A 20,380-nucleotide genomic window follows, 5' to 3' on the forward strand; every position below is an offset into this window, starting at 1 on the left:
CACGGCCACCGGCGTGGTCAGTCGGCGAACACGTCCGTGAGATCACCGTAGAGGCGCTGTTCGGTGAACCGGAGCTGTGGACCGTTGGCGGTGTCCACCTCACGGACCGTGCCGAACACGCTTCCCGGAATATCCACCGTCCGACCGTTTTTCAGGTTGTAGTGGATCCGGATCTCGAGGGCGAAATCGATGGTGCCGTCCGCGCGCGGCGATTCGAGACGCGAGAGCACGGTGTGCTTGATACCCGTGCAGCGGTCCAAAACCACCTGGATCGACCCCGCCGCGGCTTCCCGGCCGGTGACCGTCGGGGCATTGGCGAAGGTCAGGCGAACGTCCTCGGTCATCAGGGCGCATGCCTGCGCCAACCGATCCGGTTCGAGGGTGTCGATCAGTTCGTAGTAGTGCTCGCTCAGTTCTTGGACGGACGTTATGGCCGTGGTCATGGCTCTCCTCGTGGTGCCTGCTCTGGGCCCGGCCGGTTCGAACGCCGGCGGACCGAGGAACTCGCGTCGGAACATGGTCTCCGCGCTGTGCTCAAAGTAGACGAAATCACCAGGCATATCGAGCAGTTGGGCGCGATACGTGACGACTTGTTCCGAGTGGTGTTCAGCGTACGGTGAGTTCGGCGAGACGACAGGCGAGATCGGTTCGTACGGTGGGGATTTTCGCCAGGGTGAACAACGCGCCGTTGCGCAGCAGACGGGCCGGTCGGGACCGGAGAGTCGCCGCCCGGGTCATACGATCGGTGAACGCGAGCACATCCGTGGCGATCGGCCGCCGCGCCCTTTCGTAGGTGTCGAGTACGGTATCCGGTTCGCCCGCGTCGACCCGGGCGAGCAGTCGACCGAGGACGACCGCGTCCTGGATGCCGGTGTTCATGCCCTGGCCACCCGCCGGGCTGTGCACATGAGCGGCATCGCCCGCGAGCAGAACGCGGTCCGCGCGATACCGATCGGCGATTCGGTGATGTATCCGGAACCGAGAACTCCACAGCACCTCGTGCACCTTCGCGGCGCCATGGCCGCAGCGGCCGTCGAGCACGTCCTGGATATCCACACGGGTGGGATGTTCCGGAGCCGCGGCGACGGTGGCCACCACGCGATAACGGTTCGGTGCGATGTCGTCGGGCAGCGGTACGACCACCGTGACGCCGTCCGGGGAAAACAACAGCGCCACCGTGTCCCGGGGGATCGCCCAGTCCATTCGAACGTCTCCGAGGATGAACGAAGCGGGGTAGGTGCCGCCGGTGAAGCCGATACCGGCCTGCTCACGGACAATGCTGTGCATACCGTCGGCGCCGATGAGGTAGCGGGTCTCGAGGGAGCCCGCACTACCGTCACCGTCGATATATCCGACGGTGACGTGGCCTTTCCCCGCCGCGAGCTCGGTCACCCGATAGGGGCGATGCACCCGGACCCCGTCCCGGTTCAGCCGCCCCAGCAACACCTGCTCGGTAATGTCCTGCGGGACCATGAGCATGTACGGGTAGGGCGTGGGGAGCCCGTCGAACGGGATGGTGGCCAGGGTGCGAGTTCCGTCCCGCACGGTCGCCCGGGAGACCCGCAGACCTCGGGAAACCAATTCGTCGGCGAGACCGAACTCCGCGAGCACCTCCAGCGTGCGGGCGTGCATCACCACGGCGCGGGAGGTGTCGCAGTCCGCGGCGAGCCGGTCGAGCAGGACGAAGTCGACTCCCGCGTCGGCGAGGACGATCGCCGCGACGAGCCCGGTGGGCCCCGCGCCCGCAATGGCGACGGAGGTGGTGCTCGGCGGTGGGGTGCTCATTGCGGCTCCTTACCCTCACGAGGTGAGCTCCGCCCTCGCTACCACTGTGGCACGCCCGCCGGACGACGTCGACACCGGAGATAGGGAGCGGCCGGGGTACGGGGTTGAGAAGCGGATTCGCCCGATCCGACGATGAGCGTGGAACGCCGAGTGGTGTCGGGGCCTGTGGGTGATTTCTGTCGGTGTGACCGATGAGGGTGGCTGCGACCGGTTCAGGGCGTTGTCCCGTGTTGAGCCGGCACGGTTCTTCTACCTCGATGACGAAGGTCGGAAGCCGATCGCGGTAGGAGGGCAGCCGGCCGAGCAACCGATGACGTGCTGGAGGTGTTCGACCTGTTGATGGTCACGGATCTGATGTCGAAGGCCGAGCCGGACCCGCCGTCGCCGGTGGATCTACGCCGCCGCGTGAAGGCGATGGTGCCCGAGGTCGACCTGCCCGAGCTGGTTCTGGAGGTTATGTACTGGATGCCCGGGTTCACCGAGGCGTTCACCTACGCCTCCGACAACGGCGCCCGCGTCGCGGATCTCGGATTGTCGATCGCGGCGGTGTTGTGCGCGCACGCGATGAATGTGGGTTTCAAGGCTGGTGATCAGCCCGGGTGCGGACGCGCTGACCTGTGACCGGCTGCACCATGTCGATCAGAGTTACGTCCTTTCGGAGACGTTGACCGCGGCCACCGCCGAGCTGTTCCAGGCCCGGGCCGGCATCGGGTTGGCACAGCTATGGGGCGGTGGCCTGCTCGCCGCCGGACCGAACCCGAAGTACTTCGGCCGCAACAGGGGCATCACCTGGTTGAACATGCTCGACGACCAGTTCGCCGGCCTGGCGGCCGAGGTGGTGTCCGGTCGGCAACACACACGAGAGGGTTCGCCGTCGGTGTAATACGAACCGTCACCCGGTCTGGGGTAGGCGTAGTAGTGGTAGAGCCGCCGGACAGCGCCTTCGTGTGTGTCGAGGACGACGTGCTCCGCACCGTATTCGTCATGGTCGAGCGCGACGAATACGCGGGAGACGAGTTCGATTTGCGCGGCAAGCCATGCCACCAAGTCGGCGAGCTGCTCGTCATCGTTATCGAATACGTGTTTGATCCGGTAGTAGCCGTCGACCCGTTCGATGGGCAGGGCATCGAGCTCGATCTTCGAAATTTCGGCTTCCGAGCCTTGTGGCAATCCGGGTGTACCAGCGTAGAAGGTCGCCACCGCTGCCGGATCCGCACCCGGCACCAGATCGATCCAAGCGATGCCCATAAAAGTCGACACGCTCCGAAGCGTAGCGGTGTCGCCCCTGGTGGTTCGGCTTCCTGAGTAGCCTGCTCGGCGACGTCCTCCGATGTGGCCTATCGCGACCAGACCCTGGGCTACCCGCCTGCCATATCGTCACCGATCTCGCCGTCGCGCGGCCGGGTCGGTCTGCCGGTACACGACATTGCGGGTACTACCCTTACGGGGCACCACCGCGCACCGGTTGGTCGTGTCGAGATCGGAGATGTCGAGCCCCGGGATCTCCTCGGCGCGGGCCACGGTCTCGTACGGCATCGTCCACAACGTTCGCTCCCGCAGCGGCGCCTCACCGCCGAGCAGCCCGGCGACCTCGACAGTGCTCAGCGACCGACCGTTGTCCGGCGGCATCGGCCGCGTCCGCCAACCGGACCCCGGCCACCGCCTGGGCAGTGTCCGCACCGCGCCCATTCCGAACCCGCCTCCCGCTCTACGGCAGATGGTATGCCGCTATCTGCCATAGATGCCTTGGCGCCGGATCGGGCGGATCTACTCCTCAACCCTCGGTACGGGGGCGTACGCACGGACCGTGGGCCGAGCATCCGGGCATCGCCGCCCGGATGCCGAACCCGGCAGAGCCTGCGGTCTCCATTGCCGGGCATACCACTGCTGCCGCCGATCAATCATCGTTTTTGTGGAAACGATCGACGTTGCGCGTACGGTCGCGCTGGAGGGTCGCCGGCTCGGTAACGATCGTCTGCCCGGCACCCACCCCGCACCGCCTAGGCCGGAGGGCGGTCCGCTCGGGGGATCCACGATCATCGCGCCGAGAAACCGGTTCCATTGCCCCGCGGTGGGTGGGAGGCGACCGATGTGACAGGTGGACGAGATCGGGTATCTCCCATGTGAGAAGCCCATCTGGAGGTGGTTGTAATGCGCGAGAACCATTTCGGCGCACCGGAAGTTGTGGTTCCGGTGGTCGAGGAGAAACCGATGCGAACCTGGTTGTGGCTCACGATGCTCATCATCGCGTTCGTCATCGGTCTCGCGGTCGTGGTGATGGTGTTGGTGAGCAATGCCGATTTCGACACCGGACCCGCGAAGACGACCCCCACCCAGGGGCCCTGTGAACCCTTCTGCACCAACACCGTCGCCCCGCCGGCTCCCTGATCGTTCCACGCTCGTCGCAGCGGACCGTTGTCGGCGCCATGCTGCTAGTGTTCTCGCGCCGATGCCGCCCACGAGAGACGTTCGATGACCGACACACCCCCTCCGGTGCCGCGAGACGCCGGCCCCGTTCCGAGCGGAGGCCCGGCCGGCCCCGTTGTCGACTACCGATTCACCCTCGCAAACGAGCGCACATTCCTGGCCTGGAGCCGAACCGCGCTCGGTCTGCTCGCCGCAGGTGTCGCCGTGCACCAACTGGTCGAGCCCGACCGGATGACTCCGGTGCGTACAGCGCTGGCGTTGGGATGCACGATTCTCGCGGTCGTCACCGCGCTCGGCGCCTATGTGCGTTGGCGGCGGGTCACGGCCGCCATGGACGCGGGTCGCCCGCTACCACCCACCCGGTTGATACCGACCTTGACCGTGGGTCTTGCGCTCATGGCCGGTCTTGTCGCGATCGGCCTGTGGCTGTGGTAGTCGCGGGCGGCCGCAGCGAAAACGACCCGATACCGATAACGCTTCCCCGCGAGGTCGAGACCACGGTTCGGGAGGCCTTCGCGGAGCGGGGCGAACGTTGGCTCGCCGAGCTACCCGAGGTGGTGGCGCACCGGTGCCGGGAGTGGGAGCTGGAGCTTGTCGGCCCCCCGTTCGGTGGGGGTACCCACTCCTTCGTGGCGCCGGTGCGGCGTGGTGACGGTACGGGCGCGGTGCTGAAGATTCCGGTCGTCGACGAGGAGGACGCCGGCGAGGCCACAGGGATGCATTGTTACGACGGTGACGGTGCGGTGCGGCTGTACGATTTCGACCCGGACAGCGGGGCGATGCTGTTGGAGTGGGCCCGTCCCGGTACGCCGCTGGTCGTCCAGCCGCGGATTCCCCTGGAAGGCCGTCCGGAGAACGAGGGCAGAGTACAGATCGCCTGCGCCCTGTACCGGCGCCTGCGTCGCCCGGTCGGCGATAGCCCGGCCGGATATCCGTCCCTGCCGCTGGTGACCGATGTGGTCGCCGACTGGACGCGGCGACTGTCGGATCCGGCGTCGGCCGCCTGGTTACCGCCGGAAGTGACCGCGCAGGCACGGGATTGGTGTTCGGCATTGGCACAACCGGACGGACCGCCGGTAATCGTCAATCGCGATACCCATCTGGGCAATATCGTCGCCGCGGAACGGGAACCGTGGCTGCTGATCGATCCGAAGGCATATCTGGGGGAGGCCGCGTTCGATGCCGGATTTCTCATTCTGAAACAGGTGGAGACCCATCCCGACCCCGCCCGTGCCGGGAAACAGGTCGCGGCCACGGCGGAGGGGCTCGAGGTGGATCGGGAACGGGCCCGTGGGTGGGCGTTCATGCGGGCGTTGGAAGAGACCGCGTGGTCGTTCGAGGACGGCAGGCCCGAGGATGTGACCAGATTTCTCGCGGTGGCCATGGCATTGGCGTGAATGGCGGCGCGTTCACCGCCGGGTGGTCAGTTCTCCCGATTCGCGCCAGGATTCCCGTTCGGCGGCGAACGCGGCCGCCTGGCGGGTGCGGAATTGTTCGATGGACGGGGCGTGTTCGGTCAGGAAGCGCCGATACTCGGCGAGTCGGAACTCGCCGGGGCGGGTGCGAAGTTCGCCGCGGCCGGCGGCGAAGTCGGCCCGGAGATCGAGCAACTCCTGCGCTTCCACCGGATACCAGCGAATCCGGTCGAAAAATCTCAGCAGCCAAGGGTTTTCGCTGTCCGCGCGCCGACTCCACACTTGGGTGGTGCGACCGACGAACTGATAACCGCCCGGGCCTTCCATCCCGTATATGCACAGATACGCGCCACCGATACCGACCGCATTCTCCGGGGTCCAGGTGCGGGCGGGATTGTATTTGGTGGTGACGAGCCGGTGCCGTGGGTCGATGGGGGTGGCCAGTGGCGCGCCGAGATACACATCGCCGAGCCCGAGAACGAGGTATTCGGCGGCGAAGACGGTGTCGTAAACGTCTTGGACGCTGTCCAATCCGTTCACGCGCCGGATGAACTCGATATTCCACGGGCACCAGGGTGCGTCGGCTCGCACCCCGTGCATATAGCGGGTGATGGCCTCTCGGGTGGCGGGGTCGTCCCACGACAGCGGCAGTTCGACCGTGCGGCTGGGCACCACCAGATCGTCGGCGGGCGGGAGTTCGGTCTCCGTTTCGATCAGTAGATCGAGCGCCGCCACGGTGCTCAGGTGGGTGGGGTCGAGTCGGATCTGCAACGAGCGAACCCCCGGGGTGAGCTCGGTGATGCCTCGCTCGTTGCACCCGCGCAACTGTTCGTGCAGGGCGTGGACGCGGGCGCGCAGAGTCAGATCCAAGGTCATGGCGCCGTATTCGACCAGGATCCCGTCGTCGCCCGCCCGTCGATAGGTGACGGGGGTGCCGTCCGCGGTTTCCGCCCGGCCCAGGATTCCGTCGTCACCGTCCCCGCCGGCGGACAATACGAACGGCCAGTGGGCCCGACGGCCGGGGCCGAGTTCCCGCGGCGAGGCGGTCCGATCGGCGCGGACCGGGACGAAGCGCACCGTGTCGCCCGGACAGAGTTGCCCCAGCTTCCACAGTTCGGCCGCGGCGACGGTGACCGGGCAGACGAATCCGCCCAGGCTGGGACCGTCGGGTCCGAGCAGGATCGGGGTGTCGCCGGTGAAGTCGAGGGCGCCGACGGTGTAGGCGGTGTCGTGGATGTTCGACGGGTGCAGGCCGGCTTCACCACCATCGGGACGGGCCCACCGGGGTTTGGGGCCGATCAACCGCACCCCTGTCCGATCGGAGTTGAAATGCACACGGTAGGCGGTTCGGAACAGAGTTTCGATATCGGCGCGGGTGAAGAATTCCGGGGCGCCGTGCGGTCCCTCGGTGACCGCGAGTTCCCAGCATCGGGTGAGCACCGGCTGCTCGCCACCGGGTACGGCGCCGACCGGCGCGGGCCGATGGGTCGCCATCGGAAGCATGTCTCCCCGCGCCAGGGCCCGGCCGTGCATACCCCCGAATCCGCCCAGGGTGAACGTGGCGGCACTACCGAGATGGTCGGGTATCCGGAAACCACCGGACACCAGGAGGTAGCAGCGCATACCCGGGCCGCGTATCGCGCCGATATCGAGCACTGCACCGGCGGGCACCGGCACCGGCCGCCACATCGGCACCGGTCGGCCGGCCACCGTGACCTCGACGGGCGCCCCGGTGACACATATCAGGGTGGGCTCCGAGAACCGCAGCGCCGGACCGGCCATGGTGCATTCCAGTCCGGCCGCGCCCTCTGCATTGCCCAGGGCGCGGTTGCCGAGCCGGAACGACAGATCGTCCATCGGGCCCGACGGCGGCACCCCTACATGCCAGTATCCGGTGCGTCCGGGCCAGTCCTGCACGGTGGTGAGCAGGCCCGGCCGTTCGACGAACGCGGTCGGGTCGGTCGCGGCGGGGTGCGGATCGGCGAGCGTCGCCGGGGCCGTCATCGGGTCACCACCATGCGCACCGGAGTCGGCTCGAAACCGTTGCAGGGATTGTTGATCTGCGGGCAGTTCGATACCAGGACGAGGGTATCGATCTCCGCGCGCAACGAGACCGTCTTCCCGGGTGCCGACAAACCGTCGACGATACCGAGTGTGCCGTCGGATTCCACCGGCACGTTCATGAACCAGTTGATGTTCGAGACCAGATCGCGTTTGCCCATTCCCCAGACGGCGGCCTCGGCGAGAAAGTTCTCCACGCAGGCGTGCTGGTGTCGGGTGTGGTGGCCGTAGCGCAGGGTGTTCGATTCCTGGGAACAGGCCCCCGCGATGGTGTCGTGGTTGCCCACCTCGTCGGCGATCACGGTCATCAGCGCTGTTCCCGCATCGGTGCGCAGCACACTGCCGGTGGTGAGAAAGATATTGCGCTGGGCGGCGATGGTGGCCTGGGCGCTGTAGCGGTCGGTGTGGTCGGCCGCGGAGTACAGCAGACAGTCGACGGCCTGATTGCCGTGCAGATCGATGATGTCCAGGCGTTCGCCCGCCCGCACGACGGCCGACCACGGGGCGCAGGCCGGCACCACTTCGTCGAGCACCACCGTCGCCGTGGTGGGGGAGCCGCTCGTATCCACTCCTGTCGTCATATCCACTCCTGTCGGGTTCGCGCGGCAGACCACGCCTGCTCGGTGTTCTCCAGGGCCCGCAGGTACTCCGGGTCGTTGTTCACGGTCGGGGGATCGACTCGCTCACCCGGCCATGCCACCAGGTCGAGTTCGGTGGGTGGGGTGCTGTCGAGGGGGTGGGCGGTATTGACCACCAGCACGGTGACCGGCAGGTGGATCAGCAGGTCGACATACGCGCCCGCGCCTGCGGTCCCGGTCGGGGTGAGGGTTCCGTCCCCGCCCACCCGTACCCCGCGGAAAAAGGAGATCGTCGGACCGATATCCCGGGCGGTGAGACCGTATTTGGCCGCGGTGCGCCCGAGCAGTCGGCGTCCCTCGGGGGTGACACCGCACAGTGCGTCGTGGTGGCCCGAGGTGTCGGCCAGGATGGTGGCGAGCAATCGACCCTGGTCGGACAGGAGCGGATGTCCCGCGCCGAGATAGGCCTGCCAGGGTACCTTCACCGTATCGGCGACATTGAGGCGCTCCCATGGCGCCTCCGCGCGCAGGAGGAACAGGTGAGCGCAGGTCGAACCGTGCGGATCGCCCAACCGCAGTCGGCTACCGCGGCCGAGAACGGCGCCGGTGTACCCCTCGGGGGGTAGGCGGACGGCCCAGGTGGTGTGTTCGATCACCACCCCGTCCGGTAGTGCCGGGGTGGTGATCGGGGTCGACGCCTGGGCCCGGGCGTGTGCTCGGGCGCCGGTGGTCGAGGCGGTGGTCGGTGTGGTCATCGTCGTTCCTCGCTCGTGGGACGGGACGGGTGCGGGTTTCACGGATGCGGGGTGGCGGGGTGCGGGGTCGGTAGCGCGGGCTGGAGTGTCGCGGTATCGGCCGTGAGGCGGCGGGTGGTGGCGCGCGCCGGGCGTACGACGGATACGACGAGGAACGCCACCAGGGAGGCCAGGAATCCGAGGAAGGTGGGCCAGCCGTCGAAACCGGGACCGATCAGCGAATTGTGCACGTACAGAACTGTGTTCGGCACTCCATACATGGTCGGGGTGAGTGCGAACAGGATCAGGCGCACACTCAGTCCGGTTACCATCGCCACCACCGCGGCCGCGGTGGTGACCCGGGTGCTGATATGCGCGGCCACGAACGGGACGATCAGCCCGGCCAGCATCAGATCGAACGCCAGGGTGAGCAGAACGCCGGTCTGTGGCACCTGGACGGCGAAGAAGATGGCGACCGCCGCCACCGGAATCATGGTGATCCGCACATCCCGCAGCAGTGGGTCGCCTTCGGTGGATTCGGTCCCGCCGGTGCGGCCGACGACATTGCGGGTCACCACCGCGGCGGTTCCCAGGACGGCTCCGTTCGCGGTGGAGCACGAGGCGGCCACGACGGCCGACAACACCAGGATCGCGAGTCCGGTGGGGGCGTATTCGTCCAGCAGCGTCAGCAGCCGCGGACCTTCCGCGTCGCCGACGAGATCGGCGGTGGCCAGGGCGACCAGCGCATACGGGATACCGACCATTGCCGTGCCGGCGGCGCCGACGAAACATGCGCGGCGGGCGATCCGGGGCGAACCGGCCGAGAAGATGCGCTGCATGAAGTCGATGGCGACGATATCGCCGACTCCGAGCGCGATGAGCGTCGCCCAGTTCACCGCCGCTCCTTCGGAAGCGTGGCTCAGCTGGCCGAGGTCGAACGGGCCCATTCCGTCGGGAATGGTGATCCCGTAGGTGGTGGCGACCCAGACCAGCAGGGCGAGGGAGCCGATGACGGTGATCACCATCTGGGCCAGTGCCGTGTAGGCGTCGCTGAACATACCGCCGGTCAGGGTGTAGGTCAGCACGATCGCCACGATGAGCAGGACACCCACCGTATACGGGACGCCGAGGAACCGTTCGAACAGGAATCCGCCCGCGACCAGGTTGCCCGCGAGCAGGATGCAGAAGCTGAAGATCATCAGGATCGAGGCGGTCAACTCGACACCGCGGCCGTATTTGATCCGGTAGAAGTCCGGCAGGGTCAGCAGACCCATCCGGTTCATCGGTTCGGCGAAGAAGATTCCGGTGAGCAGCAGGCACAGGCCGAGTCCTAGGGGGAGGGCCGCGCCGGCCCAGAAGCCCACGGAACCGGCCAGGTCGGTGTTGCCCAGCGTGGCATTGGAGTCGACCGCTTGGCCCATCAGTCCCGCGGCGACCAGGGGGAGGGCCAGGGACCGTCCGGCCACGAGGAAATTGGTGCTGTCGCCGTGCACTTTGCGGGATACCAGTAAGCCGATGCCGACTACCGCGAGCACGCTGACCGCGATTCCGAGAATGATCATGGCCTCGGGTCCTTCGTCCGGGATCAATACCTATCGGGTGAAAGTTTTCCCGGGCGACGAGATGTGTTGGTGTCCTCGATGTATCCGTATCGCGACCATCGGTAACGTCTGCGTTGCGATTATTTCTGTCGTATGACAGGAATGGGGGTCCCGAGTATTCGGCTCGTCGGCCAGAATGGGGGATATGACACAGGTTGGTCCCGGCCGTCCCCGTCTCGCCCCCCGTCGCCGCCAAGGGCAGACCCCACGCGCCGAGATCCTCGACGCCGCCGCCGAACTGTTCACCGGACAGGGCTACAGCAGCACCTCGACCCGGGGTATCGCCGACGCCGTCGGAATCCGCCAGGCCTCGCTCTACCATCATTTCGCCGCCAAGGACGATATTCTCGCCGCGCTGCTCACCGAGACCATCTCGGCGGCGGCGGATCTTGCCGACCGACTGTGCGAACGCCCGGAACCGGCCTCGGTGCGGCTGTGGACGCTGGCCCGATTCGATATCGAGCAACTGTGCGCGGGCCGCTGGAATATCGGCGCGCTGTACTTTCTGCCCGAATTGCGCAGTGAACGGTTCGCGGCGTTTCGCGCCCGCCGCGACCAGTTGCGGGAGAACTACGAGCGGTTGGCCGCGCAGGTCGTGGTGGCCGCCGGGGACACCGGGGTACCGAATGCCTGCGCCCTGCCCTTCCGGCTGGTGGAGACGGTGATCAATATCCGCTCCGACCGGGGGATGGTGCCGGACGATACCCGGCGGACGATCGCCGAGGCGGTGTTGCACGTCCTCGGGTGGCGCGGCGATCTCGTCGAGGTGCGCGCCGCCGCCGAGGTGCTGGCGGCCGATCTGGGCTCCTGAATTACGTGCGGCACCGCTGGGGGTCGGTATCGAAACCAGGCCTTCGAATGTGCCGCTGTGCCACCTCCAGGGGCCATACTCGACAAGTGAGTGCCCCAGCCGTCACCAAGCCCACCATCCTCAGCGTGGACGACGATCCGGGAGTGTCCCGGGCCGTTGTGCGTGATCTGCGGCGCCGTTACGGGGCCGACTACCGCATCCTGCGCGCCGAATCCGGGGCGCAGGCGTTGGAGGTGCTGCGCGAGATGAAACTGCGGGGTCGGCCCGTCGCGGTGTTGATCGCCGATTACCGGATGCCGGGTATGGACGGCATCGAGTTCCTCGAGCAGGCCATGGATCTGCACCCGTTCGCGCGGCGGGTTCTGCTGACCGCCTACGCCGACACCAATGCCGCCATCGATGCCATCAATGTGGTCGATCTCGACCACTACCTGCTCAAACCCTGGGACCCGCCGGAAGAGAAGCTGTACCCGGTGCTGGATGTCCTGCTCGATGCCTGGCGGTCGAGCGAGCATCGGCCGGTGCACGAAACCAAGGTGGTCGGTAACCGGTGGTCACCGCGTTCCTCCCAGATCAGGGAGTTCCTGGCCCGCAATCAGCTGCCGTACCGCTGGTACCCGGCCGAGGAACCGGAGGGGGCGCGACTGCTCGAGGCCGCCGGGGTCGAACCGCACAGCTGTCCGGTGGTGATCACCGAGAGCGGACAGGCACTGATCCGGCCCAGTGACGGCGAACTGGCCGAAAGCGTGGGACTGAACACCGAACCGACCGGCGATTTCTACGATCTCATTGTCGTCGGGGGCGGTCCGGCCGGGCTGGGCGCGGCGGTGTACGGCGCGTCCGAGGGGTTGCGGACCGTTCTGGTCGAACGCACCGCGACCGGTGGTCAGGCGGGGCAGAGCTCGCGGATCGAGAACTATCTGGGCTTCCCCGACGGACTGTCCGGTGCGCAACTGGCCGACCGGGCACGGCGACAGGCCGCGAAGTTCGGGGCGGAGGTGATCACCACCCGCGAGGTGGTCGGACTCGAGGTGAACGGGTCGGCCCGCGGCGTCCGTTTCGCCGATGGCGGCACCCTGTCCGGTCATACCGTCATCATCGCGACCGGGGTCGATTACCGTCGGCATCCCGCCCCGGGCGTGGACGAATTCACCGGGCGCGGTGTCTACTACGGTTCGGCGATGACCGAGGCCGCCGAATGTGCCGGGCACGACGTCTATATCGTCGGCGGGGCGAACTCGGCCGGGCAGGCGGCGATGTTCCTGTCCCGCCACGCGCACACCGTGCATCTGGTGGTCCGCGCCGATTCTCTGGAAAAGTCCATGTCCCACTATCTGATCCGGCAGATCGCCCAGGTGCCCACCATTCGGGTGCACACCGAGACGGAGGTGGTCGCGGTTGCCGGCGACGACCACCTGCACACGATCATCCTGCGCGACAACCGCACCGGCGCCGAGGAGAAGGCGCCCGCCGAACGGTTGTTCCTGTTCATCGGGGCCGCCCCGCAGACCGAATGGCTCGACGGCGTGGTGTGCCGTGACGCCGACGGATACGTTCTGGCCGGTCCCGATCTCATGGTGGACGGTGCCCGTCCGCCCGGCTGGGAACTGCCGCGGCCCCCACACCATCTGGAGACGAGTGTCCCGGGGGTTTTCGTCGCCGGTGACGTGCATGCCGAGTCCGCCAAGCGGGTGGCCTCGGCCGTCGGCGAGGGGGCCATGGCCGTCATGCTCGTGCACCGGTACCTCGAATAGGAAGGCCGAGGAATGAGTATCTGCGACCCCGCCGAACTGCGGACGCTGTTCCTGTTCGAGAAGCTCGACGACGACCAGCTGGCGTGGCTGTGCGCCGACGGCCGCATCGAACACCTCGAGCCCGGCCCGGTGTTCCGTGAGGGCGATCCGGCGACGTGCTTCTACGTGCTGATGGACGGAGAGCTGCGGCTGACCAAGCTCTCGGCGGGTCGGGAGATCGAGATGGTGCACACCGCCCACCGCGGCTCCTACGCCGGAGCATGGACGGCCTATCTGGGGGATCGGGCCGAAACCCATTACAGCGCATCCATGTATGTCACCCGCCCCTCACGCTTCTTCGTGTTGGACGGACAGATCTTCGCCCGGATGATGCACGAGTGGTTCCCGATGGCCGTGCATCTGCTCGAGGGCGCGTTCTTCGGCAGTCGCAATACCAATGAACGGATCGCGCAGCGGGAACGCCTCTTGGCGCTCGGTTCGCTGTCGGCGGGCCTGACCCATGAGCTGAACAACCCGGCGGCGGCCGCTGTTCGGGCGACCTCCGGATTGCGCGACCGGATCGCGGGGATGCGGCACAAGCTCGCCATGTTGGCCCAGGGCAAATTCGATACCGCATCCCTGGAGACATTGGTCCGATTGCAGGAGGAGGCCGCGGCGCAGGTGGCCAAGGCGCCGGAGCAGACCCCGCTCGAGGCCGCCGACCGCGAGGACCTACTCGGCGATTGGTTCGACGACCACGGCGTGCGCGACGGCTGGGAACTCGCCCCCAATTTCGTCCAGGCCGGTTTCGACACCGACTGGCTCGAGCGGGTGGTCGCCATCCTCGAGGGCTGCCCCTCCTCGGTGCTCGAGGGGGCATTCCGGTGGTTGAACTACACCATCGAGACCGAATTGCTGATGAACGAGATCGCCGATGCGACGGGCCGCATCTCCACCCTGGTGGGCGCCGCCAAACAGTACTCCCAGATGGATCGGGGGCCGTTCCAAGTGGTGGACCTGCACGAGCTGCTGGACAGCACCCTGGTGATGCTCAGCCGTAAGATCGGCGATTCGATCGAGGTGGTCGAGGAATACGACCGCACCCTGCCTCCGGTGGCCTGCTATGCCGCCGAGCTGAACCAGGTGTGGACGAATCTGATCGATAACGCGGTGTACGCGATGGAGGGTCGCGGTACATTGACGATCGGCACCCGGCAGGAAAACGATTGCGCAGTGGTGATGATCGCGGACACCGGACCCGGTATTCCGTCCGAGGTGCAGGGCCGGATCTTCGAACCGTTCTTCACCACCAAACCTGTCGGCGAGGGCACCGGCCTGGGTTTGGACATCTCGTTCCGGATCGTGGTGAACAAGCACGGCGGTGATATCCGGGTCGATTCCCGGCCGGGCGACACCCGGTTCACCGTATGGCTACCGCTCACCCGTCCCGAATCCGAAGAAGGGGATCGGTGACCGGGAAGCCGGTCGCCGCGTCAGTAACCGGCCATGAGATAGACACCGGCGATGATCATCACGCAGGCCGTCGCGCGCCGCGGACTCACGGGGCGTTTGGGGAAGCCCATCAATCCGAAGTGGTCCATGAGCAGGGCGCCGGCCATCTGGCCCGCGATGATGAGGGCGTTGAACGTACTGGCCCCGACGCTGGATGCCACGGCGATCATGGCCAGTACCGCCGCGCCGCCGAGCAGTCCGCCGAACGGCGCCCAGGCGGGCATGGACCGCAGATCCGCCGGCGTGGGCCACGCGCGCCGGTGTGATCCGGTTCGTCGGGATGTGACGAGAAGGTAGAGCGCGAGAAATACCGCGAACCCGGTGAATGCCACGGCGTAGGAGACGACTCCGCACAACCACACGTTCCCGAGCGCCAATTTCAACGAGTTCTGGCAGCCTGCCTCGACGGAACGTAGTGCGCCGCCGATGAGAATGAAGACGAAAACCAGTGCGGTGGTGGCGCGGGGGAGAGAGACGGGTGCCTCGAGGGCGGGGGTGGCCACGGTGCTCCTCGGTGGAGAGTGTTCGGACGGGGCGGGACGCGGTCGGCGATCAGGTGACCGATGCTCCGCGCCCACGGGAGTCGTCGGCCATCAGGTAGATGGCCGTGGTGATCAGTACGCAGGCGAGTACGCGGGGCGGGGTGGCATGCCGCTCCTCGAAGCCCATCAGCCCGAAATGATCCATGATCAGGGCGACGACCATCTCGCCGACGATCACCAGCGCGCTGAAGGTCGCCACGCCGACGTACCGGGCGACGGCGATCATGCCGATAACGGCTGCACCACCGAGCAATCCACCGAACGGTGCCCACCACGGCATATTTCGCACATCGTCGAGGTCCGGCCACGGTGTTTTGGACGATACGGCCAGAAAGATCGAAAAACCGGTGAGCGCGACGGCATACGAGATGACCGCGCACAACCACATGTTCTTCACGTGGTTCATCAGGGTGTTCTGGCACCCGGCTTCCACGGATCGTAAGGCGCCACCGGTGAGGACGAACAGGAATACGAACCCCATCGCGATCACCATGGTCGACACATCCTCGAGACGAGCGGGTGAACACCGACGCCGTAGGGCCGCAACCGAATTGACGCCGCTGTTAGTGACTTAGGTAACGTACCACTAAATAGCGGCTCGATAAAGAGGTGTTCGAATATGGGTGCGCGCACCGCGCATGTCGCGACTCGGTTGTGCGACGGTTCGACTCGCGTACTGTGGGAAGATCGAGTGTTCTACCGGCGTGACCTACGAACCCCGACATTTCGGCGCGGTCGAACGATGCCGTAACGGGGAGCGAACGACCCGTTCGGGAGGACTTGTGCCGGAAAAGGATGTTCACTTCGCCTTCGATGCCGTTGTGGCCGGACCGGATTACCCGGTGTGGGCGCTCACCACGGCCGGCGATCCGGGTGTCCGGCCGATTCTGCGCTCAGATCGGCATCGACCCCCGTCGGGTCCTGGTGGGGTGTCCGTACAACCACACATTCGGTGTGGTCTCCCGAGCGAAACACCTCGCCCTGCACCTGCTGTCCGCCCACGACATTGATTCGGCGCGATTGTTCGGCAGCGAAACCGGTGACGATACCGAGAAATTCGGTCGTTGCGAGTGGTTCGAGGGCCCCTATGGGCTGCCCGTTCTCGTCGCCGCGACCGGATGGCGCGCCGCGGAGATCATCGACGCCACGACTTCGGAGACCGTATCGGGCTCCTGCTCGAATCCGTTGCGGCGAGCACCCTTCCCGAGTCGGTTCCGGTCCTGCGGTACCGGGATGTGGCCGACCTGCCGGCCGGTCACGAGGCCTGAACCGGGTCCGTCGGCGGTACCCTCGGATCACAACGCCGGGTGGGTCGGCCGCTCATGCGGCGCTGATCGTCTCCGGCGCCTTCTCCGCCAGGGCCTGTTCCCGCAGCCGGGCCAGAGTTCTGGACAGAATCCGCGAGACCTGCATCTGCGAGACACCGAGACGTTCGGCGATCTGGGTTTGGGTCAGCGAATCGAAGAACCGCCACACCAGTACCTGACGTTCCCGTTCCGGCAGCGCCGCGATGAGCGGACGTACCGCCATCGCGTCCTCGAGCAGTCGATAGCAGACGTCCTCGCTACCCATACGGGCCAACAGGCTCGGTGAGGTGTTGTCCTCGTCGTCGCGTAGGACCGAATCCAGGGAACTGCTGGTATGCCCGTTACCGGCAATGAGCGCCTGGGTCACCTGAGTGACCTCCACTCCGAGTTCGGCGGCGATCTCCCGCGCGGTCGGCACCCGGCCGAGACGGTGGGACAGGTCCTCGGTCGCCGGCCCTATTCGCTGTTGCAGCTCCTTCAGGGCCCGTGGCACCCGCACCGCCCAGGTGCGGTCGCGGAAGTGGCGGCGCACTTCACCCATGATGGTCGGCACCGCGAAGGACAGGAACGACGAGCCGCGCGTGTGGTCGAAGCGGTCCACGGCCTGCACCAGACCTACCCGGGCGATCTGGAGGAGATCGTCGAACGCCTCGCCACGGTTGGCGAAACGACGCGCGATGTGCTCGGCCAACGGCAGGCACAGGTGCACGATCTCGTCCCGGACCTGTCGGCGGTGCGGGTCCCCGGCATCGAGGGAATGCAATTTGTCGAACCACGGTTCGATGTTGTCGTAGCTGTCCCCGCGGCCTCGCCCGCGCGGCGCCCCGGTTTCGTGGCCCGCATGGGGCGAGCGGTGGTCGGTCGGAACGGATGTCGACGCGTTCATCGAGGCCTCCTGGGGTCCGTGCAACTGTCTCTTGGCTCGACCCCACCGAACTACCCGGGGATTCGTGATTCAAACGTTACGGCTACTTCTGTTCTCCGCCAGAGTGATACGGGCTGGTAGCGGGATATTTCGCTAGACGCCCGCGGGCTCGGTCACCAATAGGCCACGTGAGGGTCGTCCTCCCTCCGATGCCGCCCGGTTCGGGGGATGATCGCGGAGGACGACCGGTGCGGTCGGCCGATCGATGCGGCGAAAGGAGACAACCGGGAAGGCGCGGCGCACGGTGGCCGGACGCGGCCGTCCGTTCGCGGCGGAATCGGAGAAAGGGGCTGTGATGGTGTCGAGTACGCTGGTCGCGCTCTACGCTGCGGCCGGGCAGGGCCCGTCGGGCCTACTGCCCGCCCGTCAGCAGATGGCGTTCTCCTTGGGTCGGCATATCTTATTGGCCTGCTTCGGGGTCGTCCTTCCGGTCATGATCTATGTCGCGCACCGCCGCGGCATCACCCGCGACGATGCGGTCGCCCTGGGGCTGGCCCGGCAGTGGGGGGCGGCGGCGGCGGTCCTGGTCGCCGCCGGTGCGATATCGGCGACGGTCCTCGGCTTCGAAATGGGGTTGCTGTGGCCGGGATTGATGGGCCGTTACGGTGACGTGCTGGTCCTGCCGCTCGCCTTCGCTGGATTGTCGTTCTTCGTCGAGGCCGTCTTCCTCGGCCTCTACCTGTACGGGTGGGGGCGGATACGGCCGCGGCGTCACCTCGCGACGCTCGTACCGATGGGGATGGCCGGTGCGGTGGGGATGTTCGGCGTGGTCGCCGCCGACGCGTGGACGAACGATCCGAGCGGGTTCCGACTCGCCGACGGCGTGGTCACCGAGGTGAACCCGTGGCGGGTGATAGGCGACGAGGGGGTCTATCCGCAGTTCGCGCATATGTGCGTGGGCGCGTTCATGGTGGTGGGATTCGTGGTGGCCGGTGTGTATGCCGTCGGATTGTTGCGGGGGCGGCGGGACGACCGGCACCGTCTGGGCTTCACGATGTCGTTCGTCTTCGCGACCGTCGCCGCGCTGCTGCAACCCTTCGTCGGGCACATGTTCGGAATGTATGTGCGCGATGAGCAAACGCCGAGGGTGGTCGTGCCCGGTCGGGAGGTGGTGGCCGTCTGGGCCCGGTCCCCGGTCGATATCACCCACGCCACCTTCCTGACCATGGTCGTCGTCGGTGTTCTGCTCTCGGTTCTGGTGCTCGTCTTCTGGGGACTGCGATGGCGAGGCCGCGATCTATCGCTCGAGCGCTGGTTCCTGTGGGCGGTCGTCGCTGCCGGTCCCTTCGCCGTCCTCGCACTCGAATGCGGCCTGCTCGCCACCGAAATCGCCCGCCACCCCTGGGCCGTATGGCGCGTGCTGAGCACTCGTGACGCCGTGAGCACGAGCAATGTTCTGTGGTGGAGCCATATCGGTGTCCTGCTGATTCATATCGCCCTGGCTGTGGGCGCGATCGTCGTACTGCGATCCAGGGCTCGGCACCGGCATATCGGCGGGCAAACCTCGACCGAGCCCGAGACACCCGCGCCCGAATCCGAGACATCAGCGCCCGAACCCGAACCCGACGATCGCGACCAACTCGTGCACAGCGCCGGAGAGGGGTGACCGATGGAGCTGTCGGATGTGGTGGCAACGGCCATGTTCACCGGGGTGGTGCTGTACGCGTTGTTCGCCGGTGCCGACTTCGGAGCCGGGTTCTGGGAGTTGACCGCGGACGGAGCGCAGCGTGGCAACCGGCTGCGGATGCTGATCGATCGGAGTATCGGCCCGGTGTGGGAGGCCAACCACATCTGGCTGATCTACATCCTGATGTTTCTGTGGGCTGCCTATCCCCGGGTCTACGCCGCCGTTGTGACCACCCTGTTCATACCGATGAGTCTGGCTCTGCTGGGAATTGTGGTGCGCGGCGCCGACTCCGTGGTCCGCAGGCACCATGGGGCGAAGGCGCGGTCGGTCCGAGTAGGTGTGCTGCTCGCCGGGGCCTCTTTGATGCCCCCGTTCTTCCTCGGTGCCGTCGTCGGCGCGATCGCCTCCGGGCGGGTGCCTCCGGAAGGATACGGCGACCTGGTGGGTTCGTGGGTGAACCCGACCTCGTTCCTCGGCGGCCTACTCGCCGTGGGCACCGCGGCCTTCCTGGCCGGGGTGCGTCTCACCGCGACCGCCGACCGCTCCGGCGACCGCACACTCGTGGAATATCTGCGTCCGCGCACCCTCGTGGTCGGGGGCGTGACCGGTGCGGCCGCGATCATGGCGATCGCGCCCATTCGATACGACGCGCAGACCCTCGGCGTCGGTCTGCTCGGCCGGGCCTTCCCCCTGATCGCGCTGTCCGCCACCGCCGGGGCGCTCACTCTGATCCTGGTGTACTTCCGCCGCTTCGGCTGGGCCGGGTTCCTCGCCCGGGTCGCGGTCGCGGCGATCGTCATCGGCTGGGCGGTGGCCCAGGCCCCTTGGATCCTGGTCGACCGGATGCTCGTCATCGATGCCGCCGGGGCGCGTCCCACGCTGGTCGCGCTCCTGGTGGTCGTCGCATTCGTCACGGTGACGACGTTGCCCGCCCTCGCCTATCTGCTCTGGCTGGCCCGGACCGAGGCCTGGGTTGGCGACGATACCGAGCACGCCGAGTCCACCTCGGTCGAGCCGTCCCCGACCCGATGACGGGCATCCCCACCGATTCCCGGGGAGACGATCGTATCGATATGTTCCTCGGGACCGCACCGGCCGAATCTCCGACACCGGGTAGTAGCATGGAGGGGTGCGGTCCCCGGCAGATGTTGTGGCACGAATTCGCGGTGCCTTCGTCGGATCGGCCGCAGGCGCGGTAAGTATCGCCGCACACGGTCTCGGCGGCGCGAGTATGCCACCGGATCAGACCGCTCTCGTCCTGCTGATCGCCGCGTGCGCGGCAACCGGCGCGCTCGCCGGTTCGATGCGCGCCCGGCACGGCA

The 20,380-nt window shown here is 67.0% G+C and carries 21 protein-coding genes and 2 pseudogenes; 13 read left to right on the plus strand and 10 right to left on the minus strand.

What is annotated here, in order from left to right; translation table 11 throughout:
- Positions 1-17 precede the first annotated feature (17 nt).
- Both ON32_RS09240 and ON32_RS09245 read right to left on the minus strand, forming a co-directional pair.
- Entirely contained in the window at positions 18-443 is a 426-nt protein-coding gene (locus ON32_RS09240) for a nuclear transport factor 2 family protein (protein ID WP_040790425.1), read from the minus strand.
- 163 nt (positions 444-606) lie between these two features.
- Positions 607-1,785, minus strand: a complete 1,179-nt coding sequence (locus tag ON32_RS09245) for an FAD-dependent monooxygenase (RefSeq protein WP_040790426.1) — start codon at positions 1,783-1,785, stop codon at positions 607-609.
- Positions 1,786-2,100: 315 nt separating this feature from the next.
- Between ON32_RS09245 and ON32_RS29935 the strand changes: the two genes are divergently transcribed.
- The 3 genes from ON32_RS29935 to ON32_RS27650 all read left to right on the plus strand — a co-directional run bounded on the left by ON32_RS29935 (position 2,101) and on the right by ON32_RS27650 (position 3,090).
- On the plus strand, positions 2,101-2,406 hold the full coding sequence (locus tag ON32_RS29935; RefSeq protein WP_040790427.1) for a hypothetical protein: 306 nt from the start codon (positions 2,101-2,103) through the stop codon (positions 2,404-2,406).
- Positions 2,372-2,668 carry a Tn3 family transposase gene (locus ON32_RS29940; protein ID WP_245550908.1) on the plus strand — a complete coding sequence of 99 codons (297 nt, stop codon included), beginning with the start codon at positions 2,372-2,374 and terminating at the stop codon, positions 2,666-2,668. Before ON32_RS29935 ends, ON32_RS29940 begins: the two co-directional genes overlap by 35 nt.
- A 101-nt stretch (positions 2,669-2,769) precedes the next feature.
- Positions 2,770-3,090, plus strand: coding sequence for a hypothetical protein (locus ON32_RS27650; RefSeq protein ID WP_157224134.1), 321 nt, complete (start codon positions 2,770-2,772; stop codon positions 3,088-3,090).
- Positions 3,091-3,162: 72 nt separating this feature from the next.
- Here ON32_RS27650 and ON32_RS09260 read toward each other — a convergent pair whose 3' ends face one another.
- Entirely contained in the window at positions 3,163-3,414 is a 252-nt protein-coding gene (locus ON32_RS09260) for a site-specific integrase (RefSeq protein WP_051133046.1), read from the minus strand.
- A 522-nt stretch (positions 3,415-3,936) separates the two neighbouring features.
- On the opposite strand from ON32_RS09260, the gene ON32_RS09265 reads away from it, so the two are divergent.
- The 3 genes from ON32_RS09265 (at position 3,937) to ON32_RS09275 (ending at position 5,609) form a co-directional block, all read left to right on the plus strand.
- Positions 3,937-4,173, plus strand: a complete 237-nt coding sequence (locus tag ON32_RS09265; protein ID WP_040790429.1) for a hypothetical protein — start codon at positions 3,937-3,939, stop codon at positions 4,171-4,173.
- An 84-nt stretch (positions 4,174-4,257) separates the two neighbouring features.
- The gene (locus tag ON32_RS09270; RefSeq protein ID WP_083874254.1) at positions 4,258-4,647 is read left to right on the plus strand and encodes a YidH family protein; all 390 of its coding nucleotides are present in this window, start codon (positions 4,258-4,260) and stop codon (positions 4,645-4,647) included.
- Entirely contained in the window at positions 4,635-5,609 is a 975-nt protein-coding gene (locus ON32_RS09275; protein ID WP_245550910.1) for an aminoglycoside phosphotransferase family protein, read from the plus strand. The genes ON32_RS09270 and ON32_RS09275 overlap by 13 nt, the downstream gene beginning before the upstream one ends.
- A 12-nt stretch (positions 5,610-5,621) precedes the next feature.
- Here ON32_RS09275 and ON32_RS09280 read toward each other — a convergent pair whose 3' ends face one another.
- Genes ON32_RS09280 through ON32_RS09295 form a run of 4 tightly spaced genes read right to left on the minus strand, consistent with a single transcriptional unit; the run spans position 5,622 to position 10,562 of the window.
- Positions 5,622-7,631 (minus strand): 5-oxoprolinase/urea amidolyase family protein, encoded by a 2,010-nt coding sequence (locus ON32_RS09280; RefSeq protein ID WP_051133047.1) that lies wholly within the window; start codon positions 7,629-7,631, stop codon positions 5,622-5,624.
- Positions 7,628-8,269, minus strand: coding sequence for an urea amidolyase associated protein UAAP2 (locus ON32_RS09285; protein WP_040790444.1), 642 nt, complete (start codon positions 8,267-8,269; stop codon positions 7,628-7,630). The genes ON32_RS09280 and ON32_RS09285 overlap by 4 nt, the downstream gene beginning before the upstream one ends.
- Positions 8,266-9,021 (minus strand): DUF1989 domain-containing protein, encoded by a 756-nt coding sequence (locus tag ON32_RS09290; protein WP_040790430.1) that lies wholly within the window; start codon positions 9,019-9,021, stop codon positions 8,266-8,268. Before ON32_RS09290 ends, ON32_RS09285 begins: the two co-directional genes overlap by 4 nt.
- Positions 9,022-9,059: 38 nt before the next feature.
- Positions 9,060-10,562 (minus strand): high affinity choline transporter 1, encoded by a 1,503-nt coding sequence (locus ON32_RS09295; protein WP_083874257.1) that lies wholly within the window; start codon positions 10,560-10,562, stop codon positions 9,060-9,062.
- Between the two features lie 184 nt (positions 10,563-10,746).
- Here ON32_RS09295 and ON32_RS09300 point away from each other — a divergent pair, with 184 nt between their 5' ends.
- Genes ON32_RS09300 through ON32_RS09310 form a run of 3 tightly spaced genes read left to right on the plus strand, consistent with a single transcriptional unit; the run spans position 10,747 to position 14,618 of the window.
- Positions 10,747-11,412, plus strand: a complete 666-nt coding sequence (locus tag ON32_RS09300) for a TetR/AcrR family transcriptional regulator (RefSeq protein ID WP_051133048.1) — start codon at positions 10,747-10,749, stop codon at positions 11,410-11,412.
- Positions 11,413-11,459: 47 nt separating this feature from the next.
- The gene (locus tag ON32_RS09305; protein WP_083874255.1) at positions 11,460-13,166 is read left to right on the plus strand and encodes an NAD(P)/FAD-dependent oxidoreductase; all 1,707 of its coding nucleotides are present in this window, start codon (positions 11,460-11,462) and stop codon (positions 13,164-13,166) included.
- 12 nt (positions 13,167-13,178) lie between these two features.
- Entirely contained in the window at positions 13,179-14,618 is a 1,440-nt protein-coding gene (locus ON32_RS09310) for an ATP-binding protein (RefSeq protein WP_040790433.1), read from the plus strand.
- 20 nt (positions 14,619-14,638) lie between these two features.
- Here ON32_RS09310 and ON32_RS26980 read toward each other — a convergent pair whose 3' ends face one another.
- Together ON32_RS26980 and ON32_RS26985 are read right to left on the minus strand one after the other, a co-directional pair.
- Positions 14,639-15,160: a DMT family transporter gene (locus ON32_RS26980; protein WP_051133049.1), complete on the minus strand. Its 522-nt coding sequence runs from the start codon at positions 15,158-15,160 to the stop codon at positions 14,639-14,641.
- Between the two features lie 49 nt (positions 15,161-15,209).
- Complete coding sequence (locus tag ON32_RS26985) at positions 15,210-15,692, minus strand: DMT family transporter (protein WP_051133050.1); 483 nt, start codon at positions 15,690-15,692, stop codon at positions 15,210-15,212.
- Positions 15,693-16,012: 320 nt separating this feature from the next.
- Here ON32_RS26985 and ON32_RS30805 point away from each other — a divergent pair.
- Positions 16,013-16,336 (plus strand): annotated as a pseudogene (locus tag ON32_RS30805) (flavin reductase); the annotation flags it as partial.
- Positions 16,337-16,519: 183 nt separating this feature from the next.
- Here ON32_RS30805 and ON32_RS09325 read toward each other — a convergent pair.
- The gene (locus tag ON32_RS09325; RefSeq protein WP_083874258.1) at positions 16,520-17,392 is read right to left on the minus strand and encodes an RNA polymerase sigma factor SigF; all 873 of its coding nucleotides are present in this window, start codon (positions 17,390-17,392) and stop codon (positions 16,520-16,522) included.
- Positions 17,393-17,726: 334 nt separating this feature from the next.
- On the opposite strand from ON32_RS09325, the gene ON32_RS09330 reads away from it, so the two are divergent.
- The 3 genes and pseudogenes from ON32_RS09330 to ON32_RS29575 form a co-directional block, all read left to right on the plus strand.
- On the plus strand, positions 17,727-19,037 hold the full coding sequence (locus ON32_RS09330) for a cytochrome ubiquinol oxidase subunit I (protein ID WP_083874266.1): 1,311 nt from the start codon (positions 17,727-17,729) through the stop codon (positions 19,035-19,037).
- 3 nt (positions 19,038-19,040) lie between these two features.
- Entirely contained in the window at positions 19,041-20,090 is a 1,050-nt protein-coding gene (locus ON32_RS09335) for a cytochrome d ubiquinol oxidase subunit II (RefSeq protein ID WP_051133051.1), read from the plus strand.
- 97 nt (positions 20,091-20,187) lie between these two features.
- Positions 20,188-20,380: pseudogene (locus tag ON32_RS29575) on the plus strand (hypothetical protein); the annotation flags it as partial.

It is taken from the genome of Nocardia paucivorans NBRC 100373, assembly GCF_000308675.1.
Lineage (GTDB): Bacteria > Actinomycetota > Actinomycetes > Mycobacteriales > Mycobacteriaceae > Nocardia > Nocardia paucivorans.